Source organism: Alteromonas sp. W364, from assembly GCF_031846205.1.
GTDB classification, from domain to species: Bacteria; Pseudomonadota; Gammaproteobacteria; order Enterobacterales; family Alteromonadaceae; genus Glaciecola; species Glaciecola blandensis.
On the sequence record NZ_JAVRID010000002.1, the window covers coordinates 66,280 to 92,776 of the forward strand.

At 43.5% G+C, this 26,497-nt stretch carries 19 protein-coding genes; 10 read left to right on the plus strand and 9 right to left on the minus strand.

The annotated features are described in order from the left end of the window. Positions 1-4 precede the first annotated feature (4 nt). Positions 5-1,672: a glycoside hydrolase family 43 protein gene (locus RM556_RS03185; protein WP_311373829.1), complete on the plus strand. Its 1,668-nt coding sequence runs from the start codon at positions 5-7 to the stop codon at positions 1,670-1,672. 361 nt (positions 1,673-2,033) lie between these two features. On the opposite strand, the gene fadA is transcribed toward RM556_RS03185, so the two are convergent. Together fadA and fadB are read right to left on the minus strand one after the other, a co-directional pair. Then, positions 2,034-3,194: an acetyl-CoA C-acyltransferase FadA gene (gene fadA, locus RM556_RS03190; protein ID WP_311361807.1), complete on the minus strand. Its 1,161-nt coding sequence runs from the start codon at positions 3,192-3,194 to the stop codon at positions 2,034-2,036. A gap of 19 nt (positions 3,195-3,213) precedes the next feature. Next, positions 3,214-5,373, minus strand: coding sequence for a fatty acid oxidation complex subunit alpha FadB (gene fadB, locus RM556_RS03195; RefSeq protein ID WP_311373830.1), 2,160 nt, complete (start codon positions 5,371-5,373; stop codon positions 3,214-3,216). A gap of 336 nt (positions 5,374-5,709) precedes the next feature. Between fadB and RM556_RS03200 the strand changes: the two genes are divergently transcribed. Further along, positions 5,710-7,695 carry a transglycosylase SLT domain-containing protein gene (locus RM556_RS03200; protein ID WP_311361809.1) on the plus strand — a complete coding sequence of 662 codons (1,986 nt, stop codon included), beginning with the start codon at positions 5,710-5,712 and terminating at the stop codon, positions 7,693-7,695. 82 nt (positions 7,696-7,777) lie between these two features. After that, positions 7,778-9,106, plus strand: coding sequence for a Xaa-Pro dipeptidase (gene pepQ, locus RM556_RS03205; protein WP_311361810.1), 1,329 nt, complete (start codon positions 7,778-7,780; stop codon positions 9,104-9,106). Positions 9,107-9,396: 290 nt separating this feature from the next. On the opposite strand, the gene RM556_RS03210 is transcribed toward pepQ, so the two are convergent. The 3 genes from RM556_RS03210 to RM556_RS03220 form a co-directional block, all read right to left on the minus strand. Continuing rightward, positions 9,397-10,887: a tryptophan halogenase family protein gene (locus tag RM556_RS03210; RefSeq protein WP_311373831.1), complete on the minus strand. Its 1,491-nt coding sequence runs from the start codon at positions 10,885-10,887 to the stop codon at positions 9,397-9,399. Continuing rightward, complete coding sequence (locus tag RM556_RS03215) at positions 10,888-12,378, minus strand: tryptophan halogenase family protein (protein WP_311373832.1); 1,491 nt, start codon at positions 12,376-12,378, stop codon at positions 10,888-10,890. Between the two features lie 207 nt (positions 12,379-12,585). Next, entirely contained in the window at positions 12,586-15,504 is a 2,919-nt protein-coding gene (locus RM556_RS03220; RefSeq protein ID WP_311373833.1) for a TonB-dependent receptor, read from the minus strand. Between the two features lie 699 nt (positions 15,505-16,203). On the opposite strand from RM556_RS03220, the gene RM556_RS03225 reads away from it, so the two are divergent. After that, positions 16,204-17,535: an MFS transporter gene (locus tag RM556_RS03225; protein ID WP_311373834.1), complete on the plus strand. Its 1,332-nt coding sequence runs from the start codon at positions 16,204-16,206 to the stop codon at positions 17,533-17,535. Between the two features lie 4 nt (positions 17,536-17,539). Then, complete coding sequence (locus tag RM556_RS03230) at positions 17,540-19,237, plus strand: alpha-glucosidase (RefSeq protein ID WP_311361815.1); 1,698 nt, start codon at positions 17,540-17,542, stop codon at positions 19,235-19,237. Positions 19,238-19,339: 102 nt separating this feature from the next. Here the strand turns inward: RM556_RS03230 and RM556_RS03235 are convergent, their stop codons facing one another. Next, positions 19,340-20,344 carry a prolyl oligopeptidase family serine peptidase gene (locus tag RM556_RS03235; RefSeq protein ID WP_311361816.1) on the minus strand — a complete coding sequence of 335 codons (1,005 nt, stop codon included), beginning with the start codon at positions 20,342-20,344 and terminating at the stop codon, positions 19,340-19,342. Between the two features lie 200 nt (positions 20,345-20,544). Here RM556_RS03235 and RM556_RS03240 point away from each other — a divergent pair, with 200 nt between their 5' ends. Further along, positions 20,545-20,856, plus strand: coding sequence for a hypothetical protein (locus tag RM556_RS03240; protein ID WP_311361817.1), 312 nt, complete (start codon positions 20,545-20,547; stop codon positions 20,854-20,856). On the opposite strand, the gene ispB is transcribed toward RM556_RS03240, so the two are convergent. Continuing rightward, positions 20,853-21,824, minus strand: coding sequence for an octaprenyl diphosphate synthase (gene ispB, locus RM556_RS03245; protein WP_311361818.1), 972 nt, complete (start codon positions 21,822-21,824; stop codon positions 20,853-20,855). The genes RM556_RS03240 and ispB overlap by 4 nt on opposite strands. Positions 21,825-22,075: 251 nt before the next feature. Here ispB and rplU point away from each other — a divergent pair, with 251 nt between their 5' ends. The 4 genes from rplU (at position 22,076) to folA (ending at position 24,879) form a co-directional block, all read left to right on the plus strand. Continuing rightward, a complete protein-coding gene (rplU, locus tag RM556_RS03250) occupies positions 22,076-22,387 on the plus strand; it encodes a 50S ribosomal protein L21 (RefSeq protein ID WP_311361819.1) in 312 nt (103 codons plus the stop codon). Between the two features lie 15 nt (positions 22,388-22,402). After that, on the plus strand, positions 22,403-22,660 hold the full coding sequence (gene rpmA, locus RM556_RS03255; RefSeq protein ID WP_195731600.1) for a 50S ribosomal protein L27: 258 nt from the start codon (positions 22,403-22,405) through the stop codon (positions 22,658-22,660). Between the two features lie 534 nt (positions 22,661-23,194). Next, positions 23,195-24,373: an Obg family GTPase CgtA gene (cgtA, locus tag RM556_RS03260; RefSeq protein ID WP_311361820.1), complete on the plus strand. Its 1,179-nt coding sequence runs from the start codon at positions 23,195-23,197 to the stop codon at positions 24,371-24,373. Positions 24,374-24,390: 17 nt separating this feature from the next. Further along, positions 24,391-24,879 carry a type 3 dihydrofolate reductase gene (folA, locus tag RM556_RS03265; protein WP_311373835.1) on the plus strand — a complete coding sequence of 163 codons (489 nt, stop codon included), beginning with the start codon at positions 24,391-24,393 and terminating at the stop codon, positions 24,877-24,879. Here the strand turns inward: folA and RM556_RS03270 are convergent. After that, positions 24,860-25,378 carry a hypothetical protein gene (locus RM556_RS03270; RefSeq protein ID WP_311373836.1) on the minus strand — a complete coding sequence of 173 codons (519 nt, stop codon included), beginning with the start codon at positions 25,376-25,378 and terminating at the stop codon, positions 24,860-24,862. The two genes, folA and RM556_RS03270, sit on opposite strands and share 20 nt — an antisense overlap. An 18-nt stretch (positions 25,379-25,396) precedes the next feature. Continuing rightward, a complete protein-coding gene (gene rpoS / locus RM556_RS03275) occupies positions 25,397-26,398 on the minus strand; it encodes an RNA polymerase sigma factor RpoS (RefSeq protein ID WP_311374075.1) in 1,002 nt (333 codons plus the stop codon). Between the last annotated feature and the right edge of the window lie 99 nt (positions 26,399-26,497).

Consider the following 26,497-nt stretch of genomic DNA (forward strand, 5'->3'; position numbering starts at 1 on the left):
TATTTTGAGTCAACATACTATTATTCAAAACCCTATTCTACCTGGCTTTAATCCAGACCCAAGTGTCGTGGCGGTGGGTGATGACTTCTATATCGCGACATCTACTTTTGAATGGTATCCAGGGGTGCAAATCCATCATTCAAAAGACTTAAAAAATTGGCGCTTAGCAAAACGACCGTTAGATAGGAAGAGCCTACTAGACATGCGCGGCAACCCAGATTCTTGCGGTATTTGGGCGCCTTGTTTAAGTTATCACGATGGCTTGTTTCACCTCATCTATACAGATGTAAAACGTTTTGATGGTAACTTTAAAGATGCTCATAATTACCTAACAACCTGCGAAACTATTGATGGTGAGTGGAGTGAGCCGGTGTATATGAACTCTAGCGGTTTCGATCCATCATTGTTTCATGATGATGATGGGCGAAAGTGGTTCGTTAATGTGATTTGGGATCACCGTCACGAAAATAATCGTTTTGGCGGTATCTTGCTACAAGAGTATTGCCCGAAACAAAAGAAATTAGTGGGGCCGATTAAAAATATCTTTAAAGGTACTAAACTTGGCTTGACTGAGGCGCCACATCTATTTAAGCGCAATGGATATTACTATTTACTCACCGCTGAAGGTGGCACTTTTTATACTCACGCGATGACTATGGCGCGCTCGAAAAACATCGACGGACCTTATGAAGAGGATCCTCACGGCTACCTACTGACCGCGAAAGACCATCAAGATTTAGGTTTGCAGCGAACAGGACATGGTGACTTGTTTGATGCACCGGATGGCCAGTCGTATCTTGTGCATTTGTGTGGGCGGCCGTTAGAGGGCGAGCGACGTTGCCCGCTTGGTAGAGAGACCGGTCTGCAAAAAACAGTATGGGGTGATGATGGGTGGTTGCGTTTGGAAAGTGCCATCTCCACAGAGAGTGAGGGTAGAGCAACAACCAGCAACGGCCTTCCTGAAATCGAAATTACAGTAAGTAACTTGCCTTTGCATCCTTGGCCCGCCAAAACGGAAAAACACGATTTTGAATCGCCTGATTTGCCAAGCGACTTTCAATGGTTGCGAACGCCTACACCAGAAACATTTATGAGCTTGACTGAGCGTTCAGGATACTTGCGTTTGAAGGGTAAAGAATCTATTGGTTCATTGTTCGAGCAGGCGTTAATTGCTCGACGCCAAGAAGCATTTTCTTATACCGCCGAGACAGCTCTGGAATTTGAGCCTGAAAATATCCAACAAATGGCAGGACTTACTTGCTATTACAATAGCCGTAAATTTCATTATTGCTACGTTTCAATAGATGATGATGGGCAACGTTATGTCGACATCATGAGTTGCCTTGGTAACGGTGATCAAATGTTGAATTTCCCCTTGAGAGAAGGGCATTTGGGGGAGTTCAAAACTGATGCTAGATTTGTCCTACCAGCTGAAGATAAGGTCTATTTGAAAGCAGAAGTTGATCGTCATGTGCTTACGTTTCATTTCTCGACTGATGGTCAAGAATGGACAAGGCTGCCGGTTAATTTAGATTACACTGTGATATCTGATGAAGCCGGTGGTGGTGACGGTTGTCATTTCACTGGTGGTTTTGTCGGTATGGCTTGTCAGGATGTTTCTGGCCAGCAGTGTTACGCTGATTTTGACTACTTTAGTTACGTAGAGCGGTAATTTTGCTCTTCGTGTCATTGGCGCGCTAACAGTCATTGCCGCGAAGGCGGTAACCTAAAACAGGGATTCCCTCCTGCGAGGGAATGACGGGGTACAGTCATTACCGCGCTACCCCAGTCATTACCGCGCTACCCCAGTCATTACCGCGCAGGCGGTAACCTAAAATCGGGATTCCCTCCTGCGAGGGAATGACGGGATGAAGGGAATGACGGGATGAAGGGAATGACGGGATGAAGGGAATGACGGGATGAAGGGAATGACGGAATGGCAGCTCATAATTCTAATTTAAGACAAAAAAAAGCACCTATCGTGATGATAAGTGCTTTTGTTTATTTAGCTTAGTCTGTTGCTATTTTTGTCGTTATACACGCTCAAAAATAGTCGCGATGCCTTGGCCTAGACCAATACACATTGTAGCCAAACCAATTTCTTTATCGTTAGCTTCCATCAAGTTAATCAGGGTTGTCGAGATACGCGAACCAGAGCAACCTAATGGGTGGCCTAGTGCAATTGCACCACCATTCAAGTTCACTTTTTCGTCATACTGTTCCAACCAACCTAAGCGCTTGATGCACGATAAGGCTTGCGCTGCGAAGGCTTCATTGAACTCGGCAATTTGAATGTCATCCATTGTCATGCCAGCACGTTTCAATGCTTTCTGAGTGGCTGGTACCGGGCCAAAGCCCATAATGGCAGCATCACAGCCCGCAACAGCCATTGCGCGAACTTTCGCACGTGGTGTAAGCCCAAGTTCTTTCGCGCGGTCCGCAGACATGATCAACATCGCTGAAGCACCGTCAGATAGCGCTGAAGAGGTTCCTGCGGTCACGGTGCCATTAACTGGATCAAACACCGGTCTTAAACCTGCTAAGCCCTCTACGGTGGTTTCAGGGCGAATAACTTCATCGTGCTCGATTAAGCTAAGTACACCATCTTTGTCATGACCTTCAATCGGTACAATCTCATTCCAACGACCTTCAACCGTCGCTTTGTGGGCACGCTGATGTGAGCGAGCACCGAAAGCGTCTTGCATCTCACGGGTGATCCCATTTTGACGGCCCAATAACTCAGCTGTCATACCCATGCTGCCAGACGCACGCGCAGTGTGTTTAGCAATACCAGGGTGGAAGTCGATATTGAAGTCCATAGGCACGTGGCCCATGTGCTCTACACCACCAATCATATATATATCACCGCGACCACTCATGATGCCTGAAGTGGCATCATGCAAAGCTTGCATAGAAGAACCACACAAACGGTTCACTGTCACCGCGCCTGTTGAGCGAGGGATGGGCGTGAGCAATTGTGCATTACGAGCAATGTTGAAGCCTTGTTCTTTGGTTTGCTGTACACAACCCCAAATAATGTCTTCAATTTCTGCAGGGTCAACACCTGGATTACGTTCAACTAATTTTGTCATTAAGTGTGCTGATAACGTTTCAGCTCGCACATTTCTGAACACACCGCCTTTGGAACGTCCCATCGGGGTACGAATACAATCGATAACTACGACATCTTTCATTTTTATCTCCTCTGGTGACTTAGGCTGATTGTGAAAAGTAAGATTTACCAGCAGCGGCCATTTCGCGCACACCGTCTGATATTTGATAAATAGGACCTAAACTGGCGTACTTGTCGGCAAGTGCAACAAAATTCGCTAAGCCCATAGTTTCAATGTAGCGGAAAATACCACCTCTGAACGGAGGGAAACCTAAACCGAACAGTAAGGCCATATCCGCTTCAGCTGCGCTTGCTACAATACCTTCTTCTAAACAACGAATCGCTTCGTTTGCCATTGGGATCATGACGCGAGCGATGATTTCTTCTTTATCGAATTCTTTGCTAGCAGCAACGTGACCTTCAAATAAAGCGTAAGCTTCAGGAGACGCTTTCTTCGCAGGACGACCGCGCTTATCCAATGAGAAATCGTAGAAACCTTTACCGTTCTTCTGACCTAAGCGACCGGCCTTATAAAGCAAGGTAACTGGGTCATTGTCAATTTTCTGCATACGCTCAGGAATGCCATCAGACATGACGCCGGAAGCGTGGTCAGCAGTATCCATGCCCACTACATCTAGCAAAAATGCTGGACCCATCGGCCAACCGAATACTTTTTCCATGACTTTATCAACGGCAGTAAAGTCAGCACCGTCAATCAATAACTGGCTGAAGCCAGCGAAATAAGGGAACAATACACGATTAACTAAGAAGCCAGGGCAGTCATTCACAACGATAGGTGTTTTACCCATTTTCAGTGTCGCAGCAACGACTGCGCTGATTGTTGCATCTGAGGTTTTTTCACCTCGGATGATTTCAACCAATGGCATTTTGTGCACAGGGTTAAAGAAGTGCATACCACAGAAACGTTCAGGCTTGTCTAAACTCTCTGCTAATTGGTTGATAGAAATAGTTGAGGTGTTAGAACAAATAATTGCATCATCAGCAACCGTTTTTTCAGTATCAGCCAAAACAGCTGCTTTGATTTTAGGATTTTCAACAACCGCTTCAATCACTAAGTCGGCATCAGCAATCGCATTTTGATCAAGGGTAGGAATAATGTTGTTCAGAGTAGAAGCCATTTTCTTCGCATCTACTTTGCCACGTTGCATTCCCTTCGCAAGAATACCAGAGGCTTCTTTCAATCCTAGGTCGAGAGCTGCCTGATTAATATCTTTCATGACAGTTGGAATACCCTTTACAGCACCTTGGTATGCAATACCACCGCCCATGATCCCAGCACCCAGAACAGCATGTTGCTTCACTTCTTTTGTTGCGCCTTTAGCTACTTTTTTGCCTTTACTTTTGACCAATTGGTCGGCAAGGAAAATACCCACCTGTGCTTTACATGCATCGGTTTTAGCAAGTGCTACAAAGCCTTCATTTTCGAGCTTCAAGGCACCATCGCGATCCAGACCAGCAGCTTTGCTTACGGTCTCGACCATTTTATGTGGTGCTGGGTAATGCTTACCAGCTTGTGCTGCAACCATTGCTGCTGCAGTAGAGAAGCTCATCATTGACTCATTCGTATTCAACATCAACGGGGCTTTTTTCTGGGCTCTACGGTTTTGCCAATCGAGCTTTCCATCGATGGCACTTTTTAGCATTGTACGTGCGGCTTCGTGCAATTTCTCAGGTGCAACAACTGCATCAACAGCGCCTTCTTTTAAGGCTTTTTCGCCGTTGCGATCGCGTCCAGTGGTCATCCACTCGAGCGCATTATCTGCGCCAATCAAACGTGGCAGTCGAACCGTGCCGCCAAAACCAGGCATCAAACCTAATTTTACTTCTGGCAAGCCAATCTTTGCTGTTGTATCTACGACTCTAATGTCGCCAGCTAAGGCCATTTCGCAACCCCCGCCCAAAGCGAAGCCATTCACTGCAACAACGCTTGGTACTGGCAGATCTTCAAAGCGATCGAACACTTGCGATGTTTTTGCTACCCATTCAAGAATATCTTCCGGAGCCATCTCAAATAGCGGAGTAAACTCGGTAATATCGGCGCCGACTATAAATGTACTTTTTGCTGAACGAACTAACACACCTTTAACACCGTCTGTCGATGCAATTGCCTGTGTTGCTTTGTCGAGTTCTTCAACGGTTTGTCTATCAAATTTGTTGACTGAACCTTGTGCATCAAACACCAGTTCAGCAATTGAGTCGTCTGTCAGTGTTACTGAAAGACTCTTGCCTTCAAAGATCATTCTATTCTCCTGTGACATTTACAACACGCCAGTATTAATTGTTAAGATTAGACCACACAATACCGATAGGTGATTTATACTCTCATTGGACGTATTGTTGGTTTAAGTGTTCTAAATAATGAACTGAGCGATTCAAATAATCGTTCAAACCCGTTAATCTGTATTTACTACCACTAAGTATCAATGGAGTATGTGAGATTAATAGTAGAACATCAGCTTGATTCATCAACCTGTTCATCTACATGGTCATGAATACTACGTTTTCAACCACTCATTGTACCAGTTATTTTTTTGTTTATTTATTGTAACCGACACATAACAACGACGAGAACCCGCTTGCATACGCACATAGCCTATATTTATCCCATTATTTTGATAGTCAGTATTTTGTTCGCGAATGTTGCACAAGCGGATGAAAATACCAACAATGAAGCCGTGTTGGCAGAAAAGCGAGCGGCCTTTCTGCGTATCGAAAAACAAGTTTGGAACACCAGCGATGCCGACTTCGCCGATTTAGTGGTGCAGCTTGGTGATTATCCCTTAGTGCCCTACTTGATTGAGAAAAAAATACTGCATGGACTCACAACTCGTAAAGCCGAGCAAGTAAGCGCGTTTTTGAAAGAGTATGAAAATACCCCGCTAGAGCGTAAAGTACTGAGAACCTGGTTGCGTTACCTAGCAAAGAAAAATCGTAAAAGCCTGTTTCTGGAGTCTTATCAATATATAGGCGACACAAAATTGAGCTGTCGACACTTCCGCTATCAGTTGGAAGATGGGGTTGCCATTGAGACATTGTATCCAGCATTGAAGCAACTTTGGAATGTGGGGAAATCTCAGCCTAAAGACTGTGATCCCTTGTTTAAGTTACTAAAAGACAATAATCAAATTACACCAGAACTTATTCTCGCGCGCATATCGAAAGCAGCGCAAGGTGGACAGCACACACTTATTCCTTATTTAACCAAGTTGCTTCCAAGCGAGCAGCAATACTTAGGTAAACTCTGGCACAAAGTGCGCAGAGATCCCTCATCGCTCAGGCGATTAAATGCCTTTTCTGAAAAATACCCAGAGGTTGAAACTGCCATCATCAGTTACGGCTTGGGTCGTTTAATATGGCGGGATAAGTCTTTGGCTTTGCGCACTTGGAAAAAGGCTGAAGAAAAATTTACCTTTAGCGCTGAGCATAAAGCGCATATTGCGAATCGTTTTGCGATCAGTTTGGCAATCGCTAATCATGAGAAAGCAGAGCAGTGGTTAATTGAATCAGAGAGCCTCGAGCAAGATCCTGAAGTCTTGCGTTGGCACTTGGCTATCTTACTGAACGAGCAAAACTGGTCTAGCATCATTAATTTGATTGAAAAGGCTTCGCCAGTATTAACCAGTAAAAATGATTACCGATATTGGTTGGCGCGCAGTTACGAAGCGATGAACAATGGAGCAAAAGCAAAAGAATTGTATCAACAACTGGCAAATGAGCGGCATTATTATGGCTTTCTTGCGAGTGCTCGTTTGGGACAAGCCGTCAGCCTACAAGATTCTCCCTTGTTGATTGAGAGAGAGCTTCTCGACAAGGTTGCTTCATTACCTAGTGCGAAGCGTGCGCGTGAGCTCAAAGAGTTGGGCCGATTTCATGAAGCGCGTTTGGAGTGGCGTTATGCGCAACGCCAGCTAAGCGAACAAGAGAAGTTGGCGTCCGCAGTACTGGCAACAGAATGGGAATGGCATGACCAAGCTATTTTTACTTTTTCAAATACCGGCTATCTGGATGACGTTAATCGGCGCTTTCCGATGGCATTTGCCGATGTTATTACCCGCGAGGCCCAACGCTATAAAATCGACCCAGAATGGGCATTTGCCATTGCGCGTCGTGAAAGTTCCTTTATGACCGATGCAGTGTCATCAGCCAGAGCGTTTGGTCTAATGCAAGTACTGCCTTCTACTGCCAAGTATCTAGAGAAAAAACGTGTGTCGGAACGCTCTTTAATGCGCCCTGAAGTGAACGCGAAACTCGGGAATAAGTATTTGCGGTACTTGATGGATAAGGTCGACAACAACACTGTGCTTGCAACGGCGTCTTACAATGCCGGTTGGAGACGGGTGCGAGGGTGGTTGCCTGAAAACGATACAATGGAAGCCGATTTGTGGGTCGAAACCATCCCATTCAAAGAAACCCGTAATTATGTGAAAGCGGTTCTCGCCTATAAACAGATTTATCAAAACAAGCTATATCAAATTAGTGATTCGGACACGTCTGATAGAAAGCCGGGCTCGGTTTTTGCTGACTTTGTCCAAATGCAAATTCCAAGTAGCGTGGCTGATTAGCGCCAACAAGCGCTGACATCATCAGCGTTGCGTGATAGCCTTTATTTATATTAGTCATGCCAAACAAGAAACGAGGAAAGTGATGCCAACAGAGTCAAGTCATGCTGCAGCCTATGCTGAACATATCCAGATATTACAAGAGCGTACCTTAGAAGCGATTCAACGTGAAAGTATCGATGGCTTAATTATCCATTCTGGGCAAGGTAAGATCATGTTCCTTGATGATAATTACTACCCTTACAAAGTAAATCCGCAGTTTAAAGCATGGTTACCCGTAGTCGATAATCCTTGTTGTTGGCTGGTGGTGAATGGCACTGACAAACCCAAATTGATCTTCTATCGTCCAGAAGACTTCTGGCACAAAGTACCGCCTGAACCAACAGATTTTTGGGTGGAGCACTTCGATATTGTTTATTTGAAACAAGCCAACGCAGTCGAGAAACATCTTCCTTACGACAGAGCGAAATATGCTTATGTTGGTGAATACATTGAAGTAGCAAAAGCCCTAGGCTTTGATTTGATCAACCCTGATCGTGTGCTGAACTACTTGCATTGGCAGCGTGCGTTTAAAACAGACTACGAACTACAATGTATGCGCGAGTCCAATAAAATTGCTGTTGGCGCGCACCAAGCGGCTAAACAGGCCTTTTTTGACCATAAGAGTGAGTTTGACATTAACGCTGCTTATCTAAGTGCGGCTAGGCAAGGCGAGAATCAGGTCCCGTACAACAATATCGTGGCCCTAAACGAAAACGCGGCGATATTGCATTACATGCAAACTGACAATGTGGCTCCTGACGATTTCCGTACTTTTTTAATTGATGCTGGTGCAAGTTATCATGGCTACGCTTCTGATATTACTCGTACCTACTGTGCAAAGTCGCATGAGTTTGCTGATCTTATTCAGGCGGTTGATAAGTTGACACTTGCACTAGGTGAACAGTTGAAGCCTGGCACGTCCTACACTGATATTCACTTAGCTGCTCACGCTGGTATTGCACGTATCCTGCAAGACTTTGGGGTCGTAAACTTAGCTGCTGAAGATTGCCAAGAGCAGGGGATAGTGAGTACGTTCTTCCCTCATGGCATTGGTCACTTTCTTGGCCTGCAAGTACATGATGTGGGTGGCCATGCTGGCGATGATAGAGGAACGCCTAATCCACCACCACAAACGCATCCTTTCTTACGCTGCACTCGTCAAATTGAAGCTCGACAAGTCTTTACTATCGAACCTGGTTTGTACTTCATCGATAGCTTGTTAGCCAAGTTAAAAGGCTCAGAGCAATCGAAGTATATTAACTGGAATGTGGTCGATGCATTCAAGCCTTTTGGTGGTATTCGTATAGAAGACAACATCATTGTGCATCGTGAACGCAATGAAAATATGACCAGAGAGTTGGGGCTAGATTGAGTACCAGCGAGACACTTTGAGGATAGAAATTATGGAGATTGTGGATTTTCACGATATTGAATTATGACGAAAAAAAAACTATTTATTAAGTTTTGGATTGCGCTCCTGCCTATCATAGGAATCAACAATACCTTGCATTTTTTTGCATCGGAAGAATGGGCAATGATGGTACTCAACTTAGTTAGTGCTTCGGCTGGTGTGTACTGCTTTGTATTGTTTTCCCGCTATTTGAATTCTGCAGACAAGAGCCACCAATAGAAGGGATGTTTTTATAGAGCCGATAGTCTTAGCTAAAAGTTAAGTAAGCATCCTTTAAACATCTCAGCGAGTTTATGCTCTTCGAACTGATCTGCAACAGTAAGATCATCAGGTCGTAAGCTTGGGAATGCACCATAACCGGCTAACAAACAGTGCCAAGAACTTACACCAAAATGCATTTGTAAGCCCTGTCGGTAGATTTCCTGTCTAAGGTCGCCTCTTTCATACCATACTGTGAGTAATTGCAGCAGTGAATCCGATAGCTTCATATTGTCTCGGTTTTCACGCCAATAGTCAGAATCTTGCCTTGTGTTCAGTTTGTAATGAGCAACGATATAGTCTCTAACACGCTCATACCGTTCTGCCATAGCTTGGTTGAACCGAGACTGATGTTGGTCACTGAAGTGACCGTCTTCAAATTCATCCATAAACATTTCAATAGATATTTGAGTCAGATGAAGTGCTGTTGCTTCTAAGGGTTCTATAAAGCCTTGTGATAAGCCAATGGCTAAACAGTTTTGGTGCCAGTGTTTTTCAATCTGTCCGACATTCATCTTTAAATGCCTAGCCTGCACATCGGCATCGAGCATACCTAAGTGTTGGCGCAACTCTTTTTCAGCGTCCTCTTTGTTGATGAACGAGGATGAATAAACATAGCCATTTCCTGTTCTATGTTGCAGAGGTATTTGCCAAGCCCAACCATTGCTTAGCGCCGTGGCTTTAGTCTGTGGGGAGAAATCAGTCAAACTTGCGCTAGGTATGGCAATTGCTGCGTCATTGAATAAATTGTCTTTAAAAGGTGTAAAGCCCTGCTTCAAGTGCTTTTGCATTAATAGGGCATCAAAACCGGTGCAATCAACAAAGAAATCCCCCTGCACTTGCTCGCCATTATCAAGCACTAAATGGCTAATATTACCCTGCTTCGTCAGTTCAACATGTTCAATGTTTGCTTGAATATGTTTGACTCCGAGTTGACTTGCTCGCTTGGCTAAAAATTGTCCCAACAGAGCAGAATCAAAGTGATAACCGTACTCCACTGCGAAAGGGAACGTGGGGGCTGCAACTGGGTCATGTTGATGCTTTGCCAGCCAGCCATTGAGAAAAAAGTCGGACGGTGTTGTATTAACCGAGACACCATGTCGACGAGTTAAGCAGTTAGTAAAAAAGTGTGGCTCAGAGAACGTATCAACTTGTGAAAGGAAAGGGTGGCTGTATGCCTCTATACCAGATTGAGGACTCCACCCAGCAAACTCAATATTGACCTTATAAGTAGCGTTACACTCAGGCATCCACTCTTGCTCACTTATGTGTAAGTCATCAAAGAAACGCTTTAGGGTAGGCGTTGAACCTTCACCCACACCAATAATCCCGATACTGGGCGACTCAACTAAGCAAATGTGAGTACCAAACTTAGCCCAGCGATGATGCATCAAGCTAGCAGCCATCCAGCCCGCTGTACCACCGCCAGCGATCACGATGGTTTTCGGGGCATTGTTTTGCTGTGTGGTAGTGGTTTCGTTCATTTAAGCGCTCAAGTAATGTTTTAGAAATTCATCGTGCGCCAGCATTTTGGCTAAAGGCTGTTTCTTTGCCTCGGCAATTTGCTCTAGCGCTTGTTGCAATTGATCAATCGGAGGGACATTCGCCGCAGGATGATAGTCTTTCGGGGTCAAACCTTGTCCTAACATTACCTGCAGCCATGAGGCATCTCGAAAGATATCGTGTTGGTCATTCAGCATATTCCCGACCTGAGAGAACACATCAATCTTGTTTTGTAAGCGGCTAGGAATACTCATCTCGCGCATATTAATCCAAAAATCTGAATCTGTTCGCTCATTTACGTGATAGTGCAGAATAATAAAGTCGCGAATCGTTTCGTATTCGACCTTTGATTCTTCGTTATATAAATCAATAACGGATTGCTCAATACCTTGATGTGGAAACAGTTTTAATAACCTGACGACTGCTGACTGTATTAGGTGAATGCTGGTGGATTCCAATGGTTCTAAGAAGCCGCTAGATAAGCCAATAGCAACGACGTTTTTGTGCCATTGTTCAGTGGTTCTGCCAGTATTGAATGAAATTTTGCGAACGTCATTCACCATTTTGGTATCTAGATTATTTACCAGCCTTTGATGAGCATCATCGTCATTCATGTATTGCTGAGAAAACACGATGCCATTACCATTTCGATGGGTCAATGGAATGCGCCATTGCCAGCCCTTGTCGTGGGCAATACTGCGAGTATACGGGGCGGTTGTCTCATGTCTTTCAGTTTGCACCGCAAGGGCTGAGTCAGCGGGTAAGTAGTGAGACCAATCTTCGTATTTCACTCCCAACGTTTTTTGCATTAACAAGGCACGCGTGCCAGTGCAGTCAACGAATAAATCGCCAAGAATTTCGGTGCCGTCTTTTAGTTTCAAGGCGGTGATATGGCCACTTTTTTCGCACTGTTGAATTTTATCTATCATACCTTCTGTGCGTTTTACGCCGGCTTGCTCTGATAATTTGCGCAAAAATTTACCGTATAAAGCTGAGTCGAAGTGATAGGCGTAAGGCATATCAAAAATTGGGTTTTGAGCATTGATTTTATTGAATGTGCCATCTTTGCAGCAGAGGTAATTTAAATCGAAATCCCACAGTGATTTATTCAAGCCCTGCTGACTTGCTCGCATCCAATAGTGTTGGAAATTGCAAAAGCCCATGTTCGCACCCGGCGCACCAAAAGTATGAAAATAACTTTCACCATCTACTCGCCAGTTTTCAAACTTTATCGCAAGTTTTATTGTGCCGTTGGTTTCACGTAGAAAATCTTTCTCATCGATACCTAAAAATTGATTAAAGGTTTGAATAGGTGGAATGGTTGCTTCACCAACACCGACAATACCGATATCTTCAGATTCGACTAATTCAACTTCTATTTGTGCCCCTAGGACTTTCTTTAAAAGCGATGCCGCCATCCAGCCAGCGGTGCCGCCGCCTGCAATCACAACTTTTTTAATGGGGTGGTGCATATGCGCCTCTCGTTTTTTATTTTTGTACGCAAAAGTTGCTGACTAAGATGCCTATAGTTTAACTTTTTGCACCTTAGAACGTGTCATTATCGTAGCACAATCCCTTTGAGATAGGACTTGCTTCTTGCAGATTCAGAAAATAAAAAAGCCCCTAATCGTTAGACTAGAGGCTTTGGTTTTCTTAGGTATTACATTAACTACTTAATTTTAGTAGAAAGAGTAGTTGAAGTTAACCATGTATGAAGGACCGAACTCACGACGAGTAGTAACTATGCCGTTGTCGTCACGAGATACTTGGTCAGCATCATCAAGAAGGTTGGTTGCTTGGAAAGAGACTCTTAGGCCTTCTAAGTGCTCTATACCAGAGTTTTCGAAGTCATAAGAAATCTGAGCATCGACCACTTGTGTACCGTCACGTGTTGCTTCAGTAATTTTGTTTGAACCACCTCGCTCATACGTTGTGTACTCATCACGATCAGTCATCGCTACTCTGAACTCAAAACCTTCGTTCTCATAGTACGCTACAAGAGAGGTGATTTGGTCAGATTGCCCTGGAATAGACGAACCATCATCTACTTCAGCATCAATAAAGGTAGCTGATGCGACAACACCGAAACCATCTAATGCATCAGATAGAATACTCATTGGAATGTTCGCAGTTAACTCAAGTCCAGATACAGAGCCTTCTAAGCCATCTTCAAAGAATGAAAATTGACCTAAACTAGGTGGGAAAACGTTTGTCCCAGCTGGGTAGAAAATACCATTCTGCGAGTTTGTTACGTCCACGTCCAATACGCGGTTGTGGAAGCCCTCGACGAAGTAGTCTGCGCCATTGTTGAATTCATCATTTGTAAAATCAATCGTTGGGCTAGCTTGTCTAGTTAAGTTAACTAAGTCTTTATAGAATAAAGACGCAGCAACATAACCTTCATCTTCAAAGTATTTTTCTATTGAGATATCGTAGTTATTTGACTCTAGAGGACGCAATTGTGCGTTACCTGCTTCTTTTGACCAAGGCGAACCAGCACCAGCCAGTACGTCTTCGTCTCTCAAAGTAATGAACTGGTCATTCAAATCGAACTTAACAAAACCAGAGGCTTTCATTTGGTCAAGACGCGCTCGTGAAATCGTAGTAGATGCCGCAAAACGAACAAACAAATCTTCAACCACTTCAGCATTAATACTGAAGCTTGGTAAGAAGTGAGAGTAGCTAGCACCATCAGTAATTGCACAATCAGCGTCAATCACAGAGTCACTATCGGCATCACATACACGGAAGTTTGAACCGATAACACCCAAAGTACCGTCCGAGGTTTGGTCAGTATCAACGTATTGAGCACCAACGTTACCAAAGATCAGCATGTCACCCATTTCATACTCGAAGTCGGCTTTTGCATAAATCGTGGTTATTTCTTCTTCGATGATATAAGTATCACCAAAACGGTCTGGTTCTAAGAAGCCACCATTGTTTTGTGTGTAGTATCCATTGTTGTATGGAGCGTTACCGTCATATGCAACAACAAAGCCCAAACCAGCCCAAGACAGGTCTGTTAGACCAACCACCGGAACGCCAGATTCAGCTACTGATTGACTATCTGGGAATACAGTCGCCGTAGCGAAGAAACCGTTGTTTTCTTTATCTTTGTAGCGGTCAGAAAAATGTAAACCAGCGGTAATTTTATTGAATATTTCGCCGTCTAAATTACCCTCTACTTCAAACTTAAATTGAGTGAGCTCTTCTTTAATGGTGAAGAAGTTGTTGAAACCATCTTGTGCATTTAAGTAGTTAAACGGTTCGCCACTTGCACGCAATTGAGTTGTTTCAAATTGGTCTGCTAAGTTAGCTAAACCACCACCCCATGTTTGTGGACCTGTTAGCTGTAGTGAATTCGGATCGCTGAACGCATCCAAACCTGATTGGCCAGTAAAGAACACACCTTCAGATGACATTTGGAATGTACGAGAACCAAAATCACCAGGTGACAATGCACCTGAACGACCTAAACCAGAGTAAGATTCTGCACGCTGCTCAAACTTATCAGCATCAGAACGGGCTAAATCTACTTCCACTTTCCAGTCGTCGTTTAAGTAATATTCGACATTAAGACCAAAGGCTCTTAACTCACCGTCTTTATTGAGTGGGTCAGTTCTAAGTACGGGATTAGCTTCGATTTGTGTGCCAGAAGTATTAGCGCCTGTACCGCTAAGGTTTGCAGTTGCGAATGGTTCGATAAAACCACGTAATACACCTGAATCCTCGAAGTCTATTTGCAGGTAATCTGCAACAATGTTCAAGCTATCGTTGGGTTGAAACTGCAACACTGTTGAAATGGTGTCGCGTTTAAGTTCAGTAGACTGCGCATTCAAATCAAGTCCAGAAGGCGTGATTTGTCCGTCATCATTTGTTGAGTAACCCCACACACCATATTTACGCTGGTTATTTGGTGTAGTTGTGTGCGCAATGGCAACTGCTAGGCCGATAGTATCATCTGCAAATTTCTCAACGAAAGACAATGAGTAGCGATAACCTTTATCGTCGAAATCAGGGTTGTCAGCAGGCGCTTGGTTTGCTTCGTAAACACCCGTTACAGTCAATGTTTCAGACGCGCTAAGCGGTCTGACTGTTTGTAAATCAACAGTACCACCCAAACCCTGAGTAATTAGAGTAGCGTCGCCTGTTTTATAAATAGTTGCACCCGTCATGATTTCGGATGGATATAAGTCGTACTCGATACCACGGTTGTCGCCAATACCAATTAGCTCACGACCGTTTAAAGATGTTCCTACAAAATCTTCTTTGAAACCACGAACAGAGATACCTGAGGTACGACCGCCAACTCGTTCACCGGCGAGGCCTGGTAAACGTGCAAGTGATTCTGCGATAGATGAATCTGGTAATTTACCGATGTCTTCTGCTGAAATAGCTTCAACGATTGAAGACGAATCTTGTTTTACTGCTTGTGCTCTCATGAGAGAGCCGCGGATACCACTTACTTGAATGATTTCCACGTTGTCTTCAGCCGCCGTGTCTGGAGTGGATTGTTGTGCCACTGCACCATTTGATGCAATCGCTCCAGCAATTGCTAGGCTTAGCATCGCTGGTTTGAAATTTTTATGCTTGTTCATTTGTGTGTCCTCAGTGTTCTACTTTATTATACTAACTTTGACTTTATTTATCGTTTCTATTGCGAAACTTAAGTGTCGTTTAAAGTCTTAATGCTCAGCCTCTGCAAAGCCTTTCCGTGGAAGTTAAAGACAAACTTCGGTCTTATTCTTCAGTTTTGCACAAACCAACAATCATAATATTAACATGTGATTTACAAAATAAAAGCAAAAACTTAATCGTTATAGTGAATTTTTTAAAAAATTGTCAATTTGGTTAGTTAGGAGCAGATGAGTCAGAGCAATTTTTTCAGGCTTTAACCACTCTGTATATCATCTATCATAGCTTTTTTTGCGAGTACTATGTGCACTCATTATCAATCTCTAACTTTGCTTTTTCGTATTCTTGCAGCAAATAGTTATTATCAAGTTAAATGCTGATAAGACCTATTTATACAATGTTTGAAGCCCCTTCTGTATTTACTTTTATTTGTGTTTCGCATTGCGTGTGTGCTGATTTAAGGCGTTTCCATGACTTGACGAGCACACTCTATTCTCTTTCCATGCAATTGGCTTTACATTTTATTTTCTTAATCCTTTAAGAATTGCTTTTCTTTTGTTGCTATTTCATTAATACTAACAACTCATTTACATTAACTGTGTAAATATCGAATGAATGCCGAAAAGAGGCATCACGCTATTAGCATTAAAACGGTAAAAAACATGAATACAAAACAAAAGCCTACCTTAGAGTTTTGGCAAGTATGGAATATGTGTTTTGGGTTTTTCGGAATTCAATATGGCTTTGGATTGCAGCAGGCAAACCTGAGTCCCATTTTTTCTTATCACGGTGCGGCTGAACATGAGCTTCCTATTCTATGGCTAGCGGGTCCTGTCACTGGACTGCTGATACAACCCTTAATTGGTGCAATCAGTGACCGTACTTGGACCAGTTTTGGTCGCAGAAAGCCATTCTTTTTGTGGGGCGCATTAATCGGCAGTGTAGCCGTTATGTTTATGCCTTACGTTCCTGAGCTATGGATGGTCGTTGGTCTGTTTTGGATATTAGATGCTGCAATGAATACAGCAATGGAACCTTATCGTGCAATGGTGGGTGACATGGTCAATCGCGAGCAGCGTCCTTTTGCTTTCGCCTTACAGACCTTCATGATTTCCGGTGGTCAGATACTCGCTAGTTTGATGCCAGTAGTGATGATTGCCTTTGGTGTTTCGGCGGTAACAGATGGCACTCAAATTCCAGACATTGTTAAATACTCATTTGTTGTGGGTGTCATAGTGATTATGACAACCGCGATATGGTCGTTTATCAAAGTAAAAGAATATCCGCCAGAAGATATCGTTGCCTTTAAAGCAGAAAATAAGGGCAAGGTATTATCAAATGTGCTATCAGATCTATGGTCAGCTATGCGAGATATGCCAAAGTCATTGCGAACATTATGGTGGGTTAAACTCGCCACTTGGTTTGGTTTACCGCTTATGTGGCAATACCTTTCGCTATCTATTGCACACCACGTTTACAACGCACCTACGCCAGATGCTCCCGGTTTCGCTGAAGGAACTGCGCAGGGCGGCACAGCTTTCGCGGTAATGCATATAACCACACTTGTTATGTCGTTCTTTATTGCCAAAACGATTCACCGCTTCGGCGACAGCAAAGTATATGCTTTGTGTTTGCTCGTGGGTGGAATTGGTTTCCTATCCATGCAATTAACCACCGATTTATATTTAACCCTCGCGTGTATGGCGTTGGTTGGAGTGGGTTGGGCTGGTGTTATTACTGTGCCATTCATTATCTGCGCGAACGTTGCGCCTATGCTGCGAATTGGCGTTTACATGGGCCTATTAAACGCAATGATCTGTCTACCACAAATACTGGAGATGGTTAGCATTGGCTACATCTATGAGTCGGTGTTGGGCGGTGATCCACGTAACGCATTAGCGCTTTGTGGTGTGCTATTTATTATCGGCGCGGGTTTGGCCTTGCGGATCAATACAGCCGAAGATACAAAATTAAGTCAAAGTCAGGATTTTTAATTTTATGAAGTTAAAAGATTTACAGCGTAAATGGTGGAAAGAGGGAGTTGTATACCAAATCTATCCGCGCAGTTTTAAAGATTCTACCGGAGATGGCGTAGGAGACTTACGCGGAATTATCGATAAGTTGGATTACATTCAGAGTTTAGGTGTCGACATCATCTGGCTTAACCCGATTTACAGCTCGCCGAATGATGACAATGGTTATGATATTTCAGACTATCGCAACATCATGACTGAGTTCGGTTCCATGTCTGATTTTGATGAATTGCTTGCAGGAATGCATGAACGAGGAATGAAAGTGGTGATGGATCTTGTGGTCAATCACTCTTCAGATGAGCATGAGTGGTTTCAACAATCGCGTAGCTCAAGGGACAATCCTTATCGCGATTATTACCACTGGTGGCCAGCTGAGGATGGTGAACCACCTCGCCGCTGGAGTTACTTTGATCCAGAGGCAAATGCATGGAAATACGACGCCACAACAGACGCTTACTATTTACATTACTTCTCAGTTAAGCAACCGGATTTAAATTGGGAAAACCCAAAATTGCGTGCTGAAATTTATGACATGATGCACTTTTGGTTCAAGAAGGGTATCGATGGATTTCGCATGGATGTCATTACTTTCATATCAAAGCATGACGGCTACCCTGAGTTTCCCGAGGAATATCAAGGCCAAGCAATGATTGACATGTATGCCAAGGGCCCACGCTTGCACGAATATCTTCATGAGATGCATGAGGAAGTATTGAAGCATTACGATTGCATGACGGTTGCAGAAGGCCCGGGCACACACATTGATAATGTATTAGATTTAGTTTCAGAAGAGCGTGAAGAGCTAAACATGAACTACCACTTCGATCACCAAGCGATTGGGGTAGGTGATCGCTTCTTGGTGAATGAAGATTTTCAAAATTTAGTTAAATTCAAAAAAGTGATGAGTGATTGGGATGCTGTTTTTAACGAAAAAGGTTGGGGTACCATCTATTTTGGTAACCATGACTTTTCTCGGATGGTCTCAAGGTGGGGCGATGACAGCCCAGAATATAGACGCTTCTCATCAAAGTTATTAAGTACTTACCTCTTAAGCATGCGTGGCACTCCTTACTATTACATGGGCGACGAAATTGGTATGACGAATATCAAGTTCGATAATATTGAAGATTATCAAGATCTGATGACCTTGAATTGGTACGAGTTGACCAAGCAAGAGGGCGGTGATCTCGATGCATTCATGGAGTCTCATAAACTTTGTTCTCGAGATAATGCAAGAACGCCTATTCAGTGGGACGATACAGAAAATGCGGGTTTTACCAAAGGTAAACCGTGGTTGAAGGTTAACCCCAATTACGCTGAAGTGAATGTAGCGTCTCAAGAGCACGACCCTGATTCTGAACTCAATTACTTCCGAAAGATGGTTAAGCTAAGAAAGCAAGAGTTATGCTTGGTCTACGGTGAGTATCGCTTGTTGTTGCCAGAGCATACTGATATTTATGCTTACACTCGAACACTTGATGATGAAGTGATCCTCGTCTTGTTAAATCAGTCACGGAACGCTCACTCATTAGATTTAGTTGAATTGACCGGTTTGGAGGTGAGCGGATGCGAGGTGCTCATTGATAACTATGAAAACCATAGTGAACAATCAGCTTTGGGTCACTTGAGACCGCATCAAGCGAAATTGATACGTATAAAGTAACGCTACTGCATAGCTACTTACACAGTTACTTACACCTGAAATAGAGAGCTGCGCTGTTTAGGCGCAGCTTTTTTGTTGATGCATAGTTTATAGAAAACTAGCTCACAGATGAGTAGAAAACCAGTCCAAAATCATCGCATCGATCTCAGTCTTGTACTTTGTTAATTCATGCCCACCATCATCGAAGCTGGCAAACAGATAAGGTCGGCCAAGTGCTTCTAGTTGTTCGGCCAGTTTCTGCGAATCAGCGTACCTTACTTTGTCATCATCCTTTGCGTGTATTAGCAAAATGGGCACTTTTGGCAGTTCATCAGACCAATGAATAGCAGAGCGTGCTTTGAGTAAGGTTTCTTCCTCCTGTTGATAATTTGGAATAACGGTAGAAAGAAGTGTTGCTGTTTTTTCATCACGATCTCGAAAACTGAACAGGTCGGCAATACCTGATTTACTCACTAACGCTTTGATATCAGGATTGGCTTTTGCAAACAGGTAACTCTGCATACCACCCCTGCTTGAACCAAGTACACCAATACGTTTTCTATCAGTGACTGCGAGTTGCTCTATAATGGGGAGTAAGGCATTCACGTCATTTTGGTCGATTCCGCCAAACTCATCACTTTTTCCATTGGTTTTAAAATCTTTCGCTTTGACATCGCCTTCCCAGCGATATTGGCTGCCAATGACTGCGAAACCTTCTATTGCTAATGGCATCAGTTCATACATCATTCGACCCATATTGACTGAGCCCCATCCTCCATTACCACCTCGATTGTAGATAACCGTTGGTAGGGCTTTGTCGACAGACTTAGGATGAATAAGAAAGCCGCCAACAATCACGTCATTTACCTTGTATTCAAAAACAGTACAAGTGAGCTTTGCTTTGAAGTTATTAAAGCTGGCTTCAGTAAAAGGAAAACGTTTTTTTGAAAACTTCGCATTGCGGTCAGACAGAAACTTAAGCCATGAATCATAACTTTCAAACACATTGCTAAAACAATCATAGTGCTCAGTAACAGTGTCAATATCTTTAAGTGACTTAGCCTGTAGCGATGCGCAGATAAAAAGCATCGTTACCAAAACGAGTCGAGAAAAATAGCGTTTATTCATGGGAATACCTTAGGGATTTAACCATTCACAGCTTAGCATTGATACTAGGCTCTGTGTAGATTTAAACAATGATATGGTTCTCGTAACCTTAGGCATTATTTAAAAGAATGCTGCTATTTCCTTTAGTCGCTGGGTAAACTTTGATAACATCGCTACTCGCTTCATGAAGAAGCGGGATGCTAAATAAAAAGGACTTATGGATGAGACGCTCCCCGCTAAATCGCGTATTCTTCGCATTTTTGTATGCTGCTATTCCATTGCAAATTGTCATCATCACCGTTGATCAGTGGTCATTGTGGTACATCCTAGTCGTGCCGGGTTTGTATTTGCTAATGTATGGTGATGATTATATCTATGAAAAAAGAGGCCAGTTTTATTTTCGCAGAGTACCGTTTTTTAAAGGTGTACCCATTCATCAACTGCGAGATCTAAAAGACCTTAGAGTGATTGATACTGCCATGAATGTTCATCGTTTGTGGCGGCGAATACAGCAACTGCGCTCAAAAGCTTAAGATGAACGATTAACCGATAGATCTGCTAAGCCAATCAGTGCTTGTTTATACTGGCTATCTGGAATCAGCTTTAACGCGTCTTTTGCCTTTTGTGCTTCAATCTCAGCGAGGTTTTGCGTGTAACTAAGTGACCCCGTTTCCTGCATGACCTTGAGTATACGGTCAAAGTGGGGCATACCATTTGCGTTTTCGATGGCATCGCGAATGAGTGATGCATCGGCAGCTTCGCAGTTCCACATTGCATGTAATAAAGGAAGAGTCGGCTTACCTTCAGCAAGGTCATCGCCCGCATTCTTGCCCATATCTTCAGCTTGTGCAGTGTAATCAAGTACATCATCAATCAGTTGGAAGGCTGTACCTAAATGTTTCCCATAGGCTTGCATCGCAAACTCAATCGCCGGATCTTGATCTGTAAGCACTGCCGCTAGTTGAGTGGCTGCTTCAAACAGGCGAGCCGTTTTGCTGTAAATCACCTCAAGGTAACTTTCTTCAGTGGTATCTGGATCATTGCAGTTCATTAGCTGCATGACTTCGCCTTGTGCAATTCGATTGGTTGCATCTGATAAGATGTCCATGACTTTCATTTGTTGCAAGCCAACCATCATTTGGAAGGCGCGTGAATATAAAAAGTCACCTACTAGTACGCTAGCTTGATTACCGAAGACGGCATTTGCCGTTTCTCGACCTCGGCGCATGGTAGACTCATCGACAACATCGTCATGCAATAAGGTTGCTGTGTGAATAAATTCAATGATCGCGGCAAGAGCGTGATGTTCGTCAGTCTTAATATCAAGCGCTCTTGCTGACAAAACTGTTAATAATGGACGTAATCGTTTGCCACCGCTATTAACAATGTAAAAACCGAGTTGGTTGATTAGCGCTACATCTGAGTCAACTTGCGTTTGAATTAACTGATTAACAGCTTGCATGTCTGATGCAGAAAGAGATTGAATGCTTGCTAAATCCATAGAAGACTCGTTAATACCTTAATTTTTCAGGAATAAATTTGATGCGCATTATTGTACATTAATCTACAATAGTGTGTACAAAAGCGATGTAAATAAGCATAACTTTATGGGTTTACGCGGCAGAAAAAAACATAATCGAATATTTACGAAATAAAATTCGGTTTTGTGCTTGATACGTGCGGTTTCTTAACGTACAATTCGCGCCCTGTTTTTTGAATTAAAGCGCTTATGAGCGCAGAGCGGAGAAATATATGTACGCGGTTTTCCAAAGTGGTGGTAAACAACACCGTGTGGCCGAAGGTCAAACCGTTCGTCTTGAAAAAATCGAAGTAGCTCCAGGCGAGTCTATTGAATTCGATAATATCTTGATGGTTAGCAATGGCGAAGACGTTAAAATCGGCACGCCTTATGTTGCTGGTGGTAAAGTTACAGCTGAGATCGTGACTCACGGTCGTGGCGAAAAAGTTAAAATAGTGAAGTTCCGTCGACGTAAGCATAGTCGCAAGCAGATGGGACATCGCCAGTGGTTCACTGAAGTGAAAATCACTGCAATCAACGCATAATAGGAGCACTAACTCATGGCACATAAAAAGGCTGGTGGTAGTACCAAAAACGGTCGCGATTCAGAAAGTAAACGTCTTGGTGTAAAACGCTACGGCGGTCAAGAAGTACTTGCTGGCAATATCATTGTTCGTCAGCGTGGAACTAAATTCCACCCTGGAGACAACATGGGTATTGGTAAAGACCACACTTTATTCGCTCTTACAGACGGTAAAGTGCAGTTTGAAATCAAAGGCCCTAAAAACCGTAAATACGTAAGCATTGTTGCTGAGTAATTCGGTCGAAGAATATCGGAAACCCCGCTATTAGCGGGGTTTTTTTTGGCCTCCTAAAAGGTGGTTCCAATTAAGAATAATCTCTCCCAGAATCTCTGCTTTTCGAAAAACGCTACGAGCTCATCCATGAGCGCTTAGGCAATCACATCCATGTGATTGCATATTTTCGAAAAGCAGAGATTCTGGACGAACTTATTCTTAGTTCACTGCTAATTTAAGAGTTCGCACTTTGAAAAGCTCAAAAGCACTAATGCACTAATAGCCTGCAGCCTTTCCCTAAATAAAAGTGTCACTCGGCAGGACGCCGAGTGCCAAGCGACCCATGGATGGGCTTGAAGCGCCTTTTATTTAGGGAAAGGCTGCAGGCTGTTAGTGCTCTAGTGCTGTTGCTCCTATACATTATATTTGCCAAGCGAACTGCGCGTTAGTGCAGTTACGATGCTGGCAAAAGATGCTATAATTAATACGTTATTTAACATAGCACGAGCATATTGTGGTCGAGCTATCTACCAACCATAGGTTTAGAGAAAAGATATGAAGTTTGTTGATGAAGCAGAAATACGCGTTGAAGCTGGAGACGGTGGTAACGGCGTTATTGGATTCAGACGCGAGAAGTACATCCCGAAGGGTGGGCCTGATGGTGGAGATGGTGGTGACGGCGGGAGTGTATATCTCGAGGCTGATGAAAACCTAAATACTCTAATCGACTATCGTTTTGAACGATTTCATCGTGCTCAGCGTGGTACAAACGGTCAAGGTGCAAACTGCACAGGCCGAGGCGGTGAAGATTTAATATTGCCTGTTCCTGTGGGCACGCGAGCGACTGATAAAGATACCGGTGAATTGCTGGGTGACCTTACCGTGCATGGTCAGCGAATGAAAGTTGCTCAAGGCGGTTATCACGGTTTGGGAAATGCTCGTTTTAAAAGCAGTACCAACCGTGCACCACGTATTAAAACAAATGGAACTCCTGGCGAAATCCGCACGCTTAGCTTAGAGCTAATGTTGCTTGCTGATGTAGGACTCCTTGGCTTACCTAACGCTGGTAAATCTACTTTTATTCGGTCTGTTTCTGCGGCTAAACCAAAAGTTGCTGATTATCCATTTACCACATTAGTACCGAACTTAGGCGTTGTCCGCTTAGATTCACAAGCTAGTTTTGTTATTGCAGATATTCCAGGACTGATCGAAGGTGCCTCGGATGGTGCGGGTCTGGGTATTCAGTTTTTACGTCACCTAGAACGTTGCCGTGTATTACTTCACTTGATTGATATTATGCCAGCTGACGGATCTGATCCGGTAGAGAATGCCCTGACGATTGTTAACGAACTTGACCAATACAGTCCTAAGCTAGCAGCAAAGCCGCGTTGGTTAGTATTTAATAAAATTGACCTGATGCTGGAAGATGAAGCTAACGAAATCTGTGCCGAAATTGCGTCTAAACTTGGTTGGGAAGAAGACTACTATCAAATTTCAGCATTCCAAAAGTTAAATGTCGACGAACTATGTCAGGATGTAATGGAGTTCATTGATTCCTTGCCTCCGGAGGAGTTGGCAACGGTTGAGCAAGATGAAGAAGACCAAGCTTTTAAATGGGATACTTACCATGAAAAAGTGATTGCAGAACATCAGCATGATGACCTTGACGACGATTTAGACGATGATGATTGGGATGACGACGACTATGATGTCGAAGTGATATACCAGAAGTAAGAGGCAAAATTAGTAGTATGACTATTTCAATGATAGCCGCAATGGCACATGGACGAGTGATTGGCGCTGATAATGCTATGCCTTGGCACTTACCTGCGGACCTAAAACATTTTAAATCTGTGACGATGGGAAAGCCGGTGATTATGGGTCGTCGCACTTATGAGTCGATTGGCAAAGCCCTTCCTGGTCGCCCTAATATAGTGATCAGCACTCAATCTGACTACACCCTAGACGACGCCTTAGTCGTCAACACCATTGACGACGCAATGGCTGCAGCAGCGCAATATGATGAAGTAATGATCATTGGCGGTGGCAGTGTTTATGAAGCATTGTTACCAAAAGCGGATCGCTTATATCTGACGTTTATCGATTTAAACGTAGAGGGCGATACGCATTTTCCAGATTACCAAGCCGCAGCATCATGGAATGAAAGTGAGAAAGAACATCATACTAAGGATGAAAGAAATCCTTACGACTATACTTTTGTTACGCTTGAGCGCGCCTAAGTTTCCTATTTAAGCTCACGCTATATACAAAACCGTATACCGCACTAAAGAATATGGATGGGGCAACCGTCAGCCATAAATTCGGCGTTTCAAACATAATATTGATTGAGATAACGAAGCTTGCTTGAATCACTATTGCTGGTAATGGCGTGAGTAGAGTGCCAGGTAAGCACATTCCTTTACATGCTCGTTCTACTTCGTTTAAGCTGGCTTCAAATGTCTTTGATGTTGCACAATCTTTGCTGAATATTGACGGCTTAAAAATGGTAGGCACCACGAATGGCAGACAATACTTCTTATCTTTAAAATGATGATAAAAGTATTCCAAGAAAAAAGTGAACACAAGCGTAATTGCGCCACTATAAACACCCTGAACTAAGGCTGCTTTTAGCAGCACATCTGGGTCGCCGCTTACTAGGCTATTGGCAAAGTATGCCCAAGTAGCATAGAAAACAAAGGCGATTACACCTGATATAGTCAGTCTTATAAAGGCAAACATAGTGTGTCTAGCAAGGTGCTAAGGCTCGTAGGTAAATAGTGATTCTATATCAAGACCTTGATGACGCATAACATCTTTCAATCGCTTTAAGGCTTCTACTTGGATTTGACGGACACGTTCGCGCGTGAGGCCTATTTCGGCACCAACATCTTCCAAGGTGGCAGGTTCGTGGCCGAGTAAACCGAAACGTCTTGCCAATACTTCACGTTGCTTTGGATTGAGCTCTTCTAGCCACCTGACAATATTTGACTTCATATCGTTGGTTTGAAGTTGGTTTTCAGGGCCTGTCTCGTGCTCGTCTGCGATCATGTCAAGTAAGGCTTTACTCTCTTCGTCACTTCCAATGGGCGTATCAACGGAACTAATGCGTTCATTTAGTTTCAACATCTTTTGCACACTCGCAACCGGTGCATCGCTTGCATCTGCTATTTCTTCAGCGGTCGGTTCGTGATCAAGTTCCTGTGCTAACTTTCTTGCAGTACGCAAGTATAGATTGAGTTCTTTGACAATATGAATCGGAAGTCGAATGGTTCTAGTTTGGTTCATTAAGGCACGTTCAATGGTTTGACGTATCCACCAAGTCGCATAGGTAGAAAAGCGAAACCCTCTTTCCGGATCAAATTTTTCAACGGCTCTAATCAGACCCAAGTTGCCCTCTTCAATCAGATCTAGCAGCGCCAAACCTCGGTTATTGTATCTTCGCGCTATCTTAACTACTAAGCGCAAATTGCTGACTATCATGCGTTCTCGAGACTTTTCGTTACCCTTGAGTGCCTCGCGAGAAAACTTCACTTCCTCTTCAGCCGTAAGCAAAGGGGAGAAACCAATCTCACCAAGATACATTTGGGTCGCATCTAGTTGCTTTGCGCTTATCTCTTCGCTTACTGCTTGCTTGGTGTTTGAGCTAGCGCTTTTGGCTTGGTCTGTATCGGATTCCATGTCTATTTCAGTGACGCCCTCATCAATGTCGTCAACAGCCTCTATCAAATCAGAGCCGTCCTGAGTTTGCTTTTTAGTCATGATTTTTTTTGTTTTCGTATCGGTCTTCGGGCTCATCGTTTGTCTCCAAACTTGGCGCATTGGTTCAGACTATAAAGTGCATGAGTTGCAAAAAAGAAA

Bases quoted from the DNA above. Each gene is read 5' to 3' on its own strand.
- RM556_RS03270 (WP_311373836.1), bottom strand. From the start codon at position 25,378: ATGTTTGCCTTTATAAGACTGACTATATCAGGTGTAATCGCCTTTGTT.
- pepQ (WP_311361810.1), top strand. From the start codon at position 7,778: ATGCCAACAGAGTCAAGTCATGCTGCAGCCTATGCTGAACATATCCAG.
- RM556_RS03240 (WP_311361817.1), top strand. From the start codon at position 20,545: ATGAGACGCTCCCCGCTAAATCGCGTATTCTTCGCATTTTTGTATGCT.
- RM556_RS03235 (WP_311361816.1), bottom strand. From the start codon at position 20,344: ATGAATAAACGCTATTTTTCTCGACTCGTTTTGGTAACGATGCTTTTT.
- rpmA (WP_195731600.1), top strand. From the start codon at position 22,403: ATGGCACATAAAAAGGCTGGTGGTAGTACCAAAAACGGTCGCGATTCA.
- RM556_RS03215 (WP_311373832.1), bottom strand. From the start codon at position 12,378: ATGCACCACCCCATTAAAAAAGTTGTGATTGCAGGCGGCGGCACCGCT.
- folA (WP_311373835.1), top strand. From the start codon at position 24,391: ATGACTATTTCAATGATAGCCGCAATGGCACATGGACGAGTGATTGGC.
- rplU (WP_311361819.1), top strand. From the start codon at position 22,076: ATGTACGCGGTTTTCCAAAGTGGTGGTAAACAACACCGTGTGGCCGAA.
- fadB (WP_311373830.1), bottom strand. From the start codon at position 5,373: ATGATCTTTGAAGGCAAGAGTCTTTCAGTAACACTGACAGACGACTCA.
- rpoS (WP_311374075.1), bottom strand. From the start codon at position 26,398: ATGACTAAAAAGCAAACTCAGGACGGCTCTGATTTGATAGAGGCTGTT.
- RM556_RS03230 (WP_311361815.1), top strand. From the start codon at position 17,540: ATGAAGTTAAAAGATTTACAGCGTAAATGGTGGAAAGAGGGAGTTGTA.
- RM556_RS03225 (WP_311373834.1), top strand. From the start codon at position 16,204: ATGAATACAAAACAAAAGCCTACCTTAGAGTTTTGGCAAGTATGGAAT.
- RM556_RS03220 (WP_311373833.1), bottom strand. From the start codon at position 15,504: ATGAACAAGCATAAAAATTTCAAACCAGCGATGCTAAGCCTAGCAATT.
- cgtA (WP_311361820.1), top strand. From the start codon at position 23,195: ATGAAGTTTGTTGATGAAGCAGAAATACGCGTTGAAGCTGGAGACGGT.
- fadA (WP_311361807.1), bottom strand. From the start codon at position 3,194: ATGAAAGATGTCGTAGTTATCGATTGTATTCGTACCCCGATGGGACGT.
- ispB (WP_311361818.1), bottom strand. From the start codon at position 21,824: ATGGATTTAGCAAGCATTCAATCTCTTTCTGCATCAGACATGCAAGCT.
- RM556_RS03210 (WP_311373831.1), bottom strand. From the start codon at position 10,887: ATGAACGAAACCACTACCACACAGCAAAACAATGCCCCGAAAACCATC.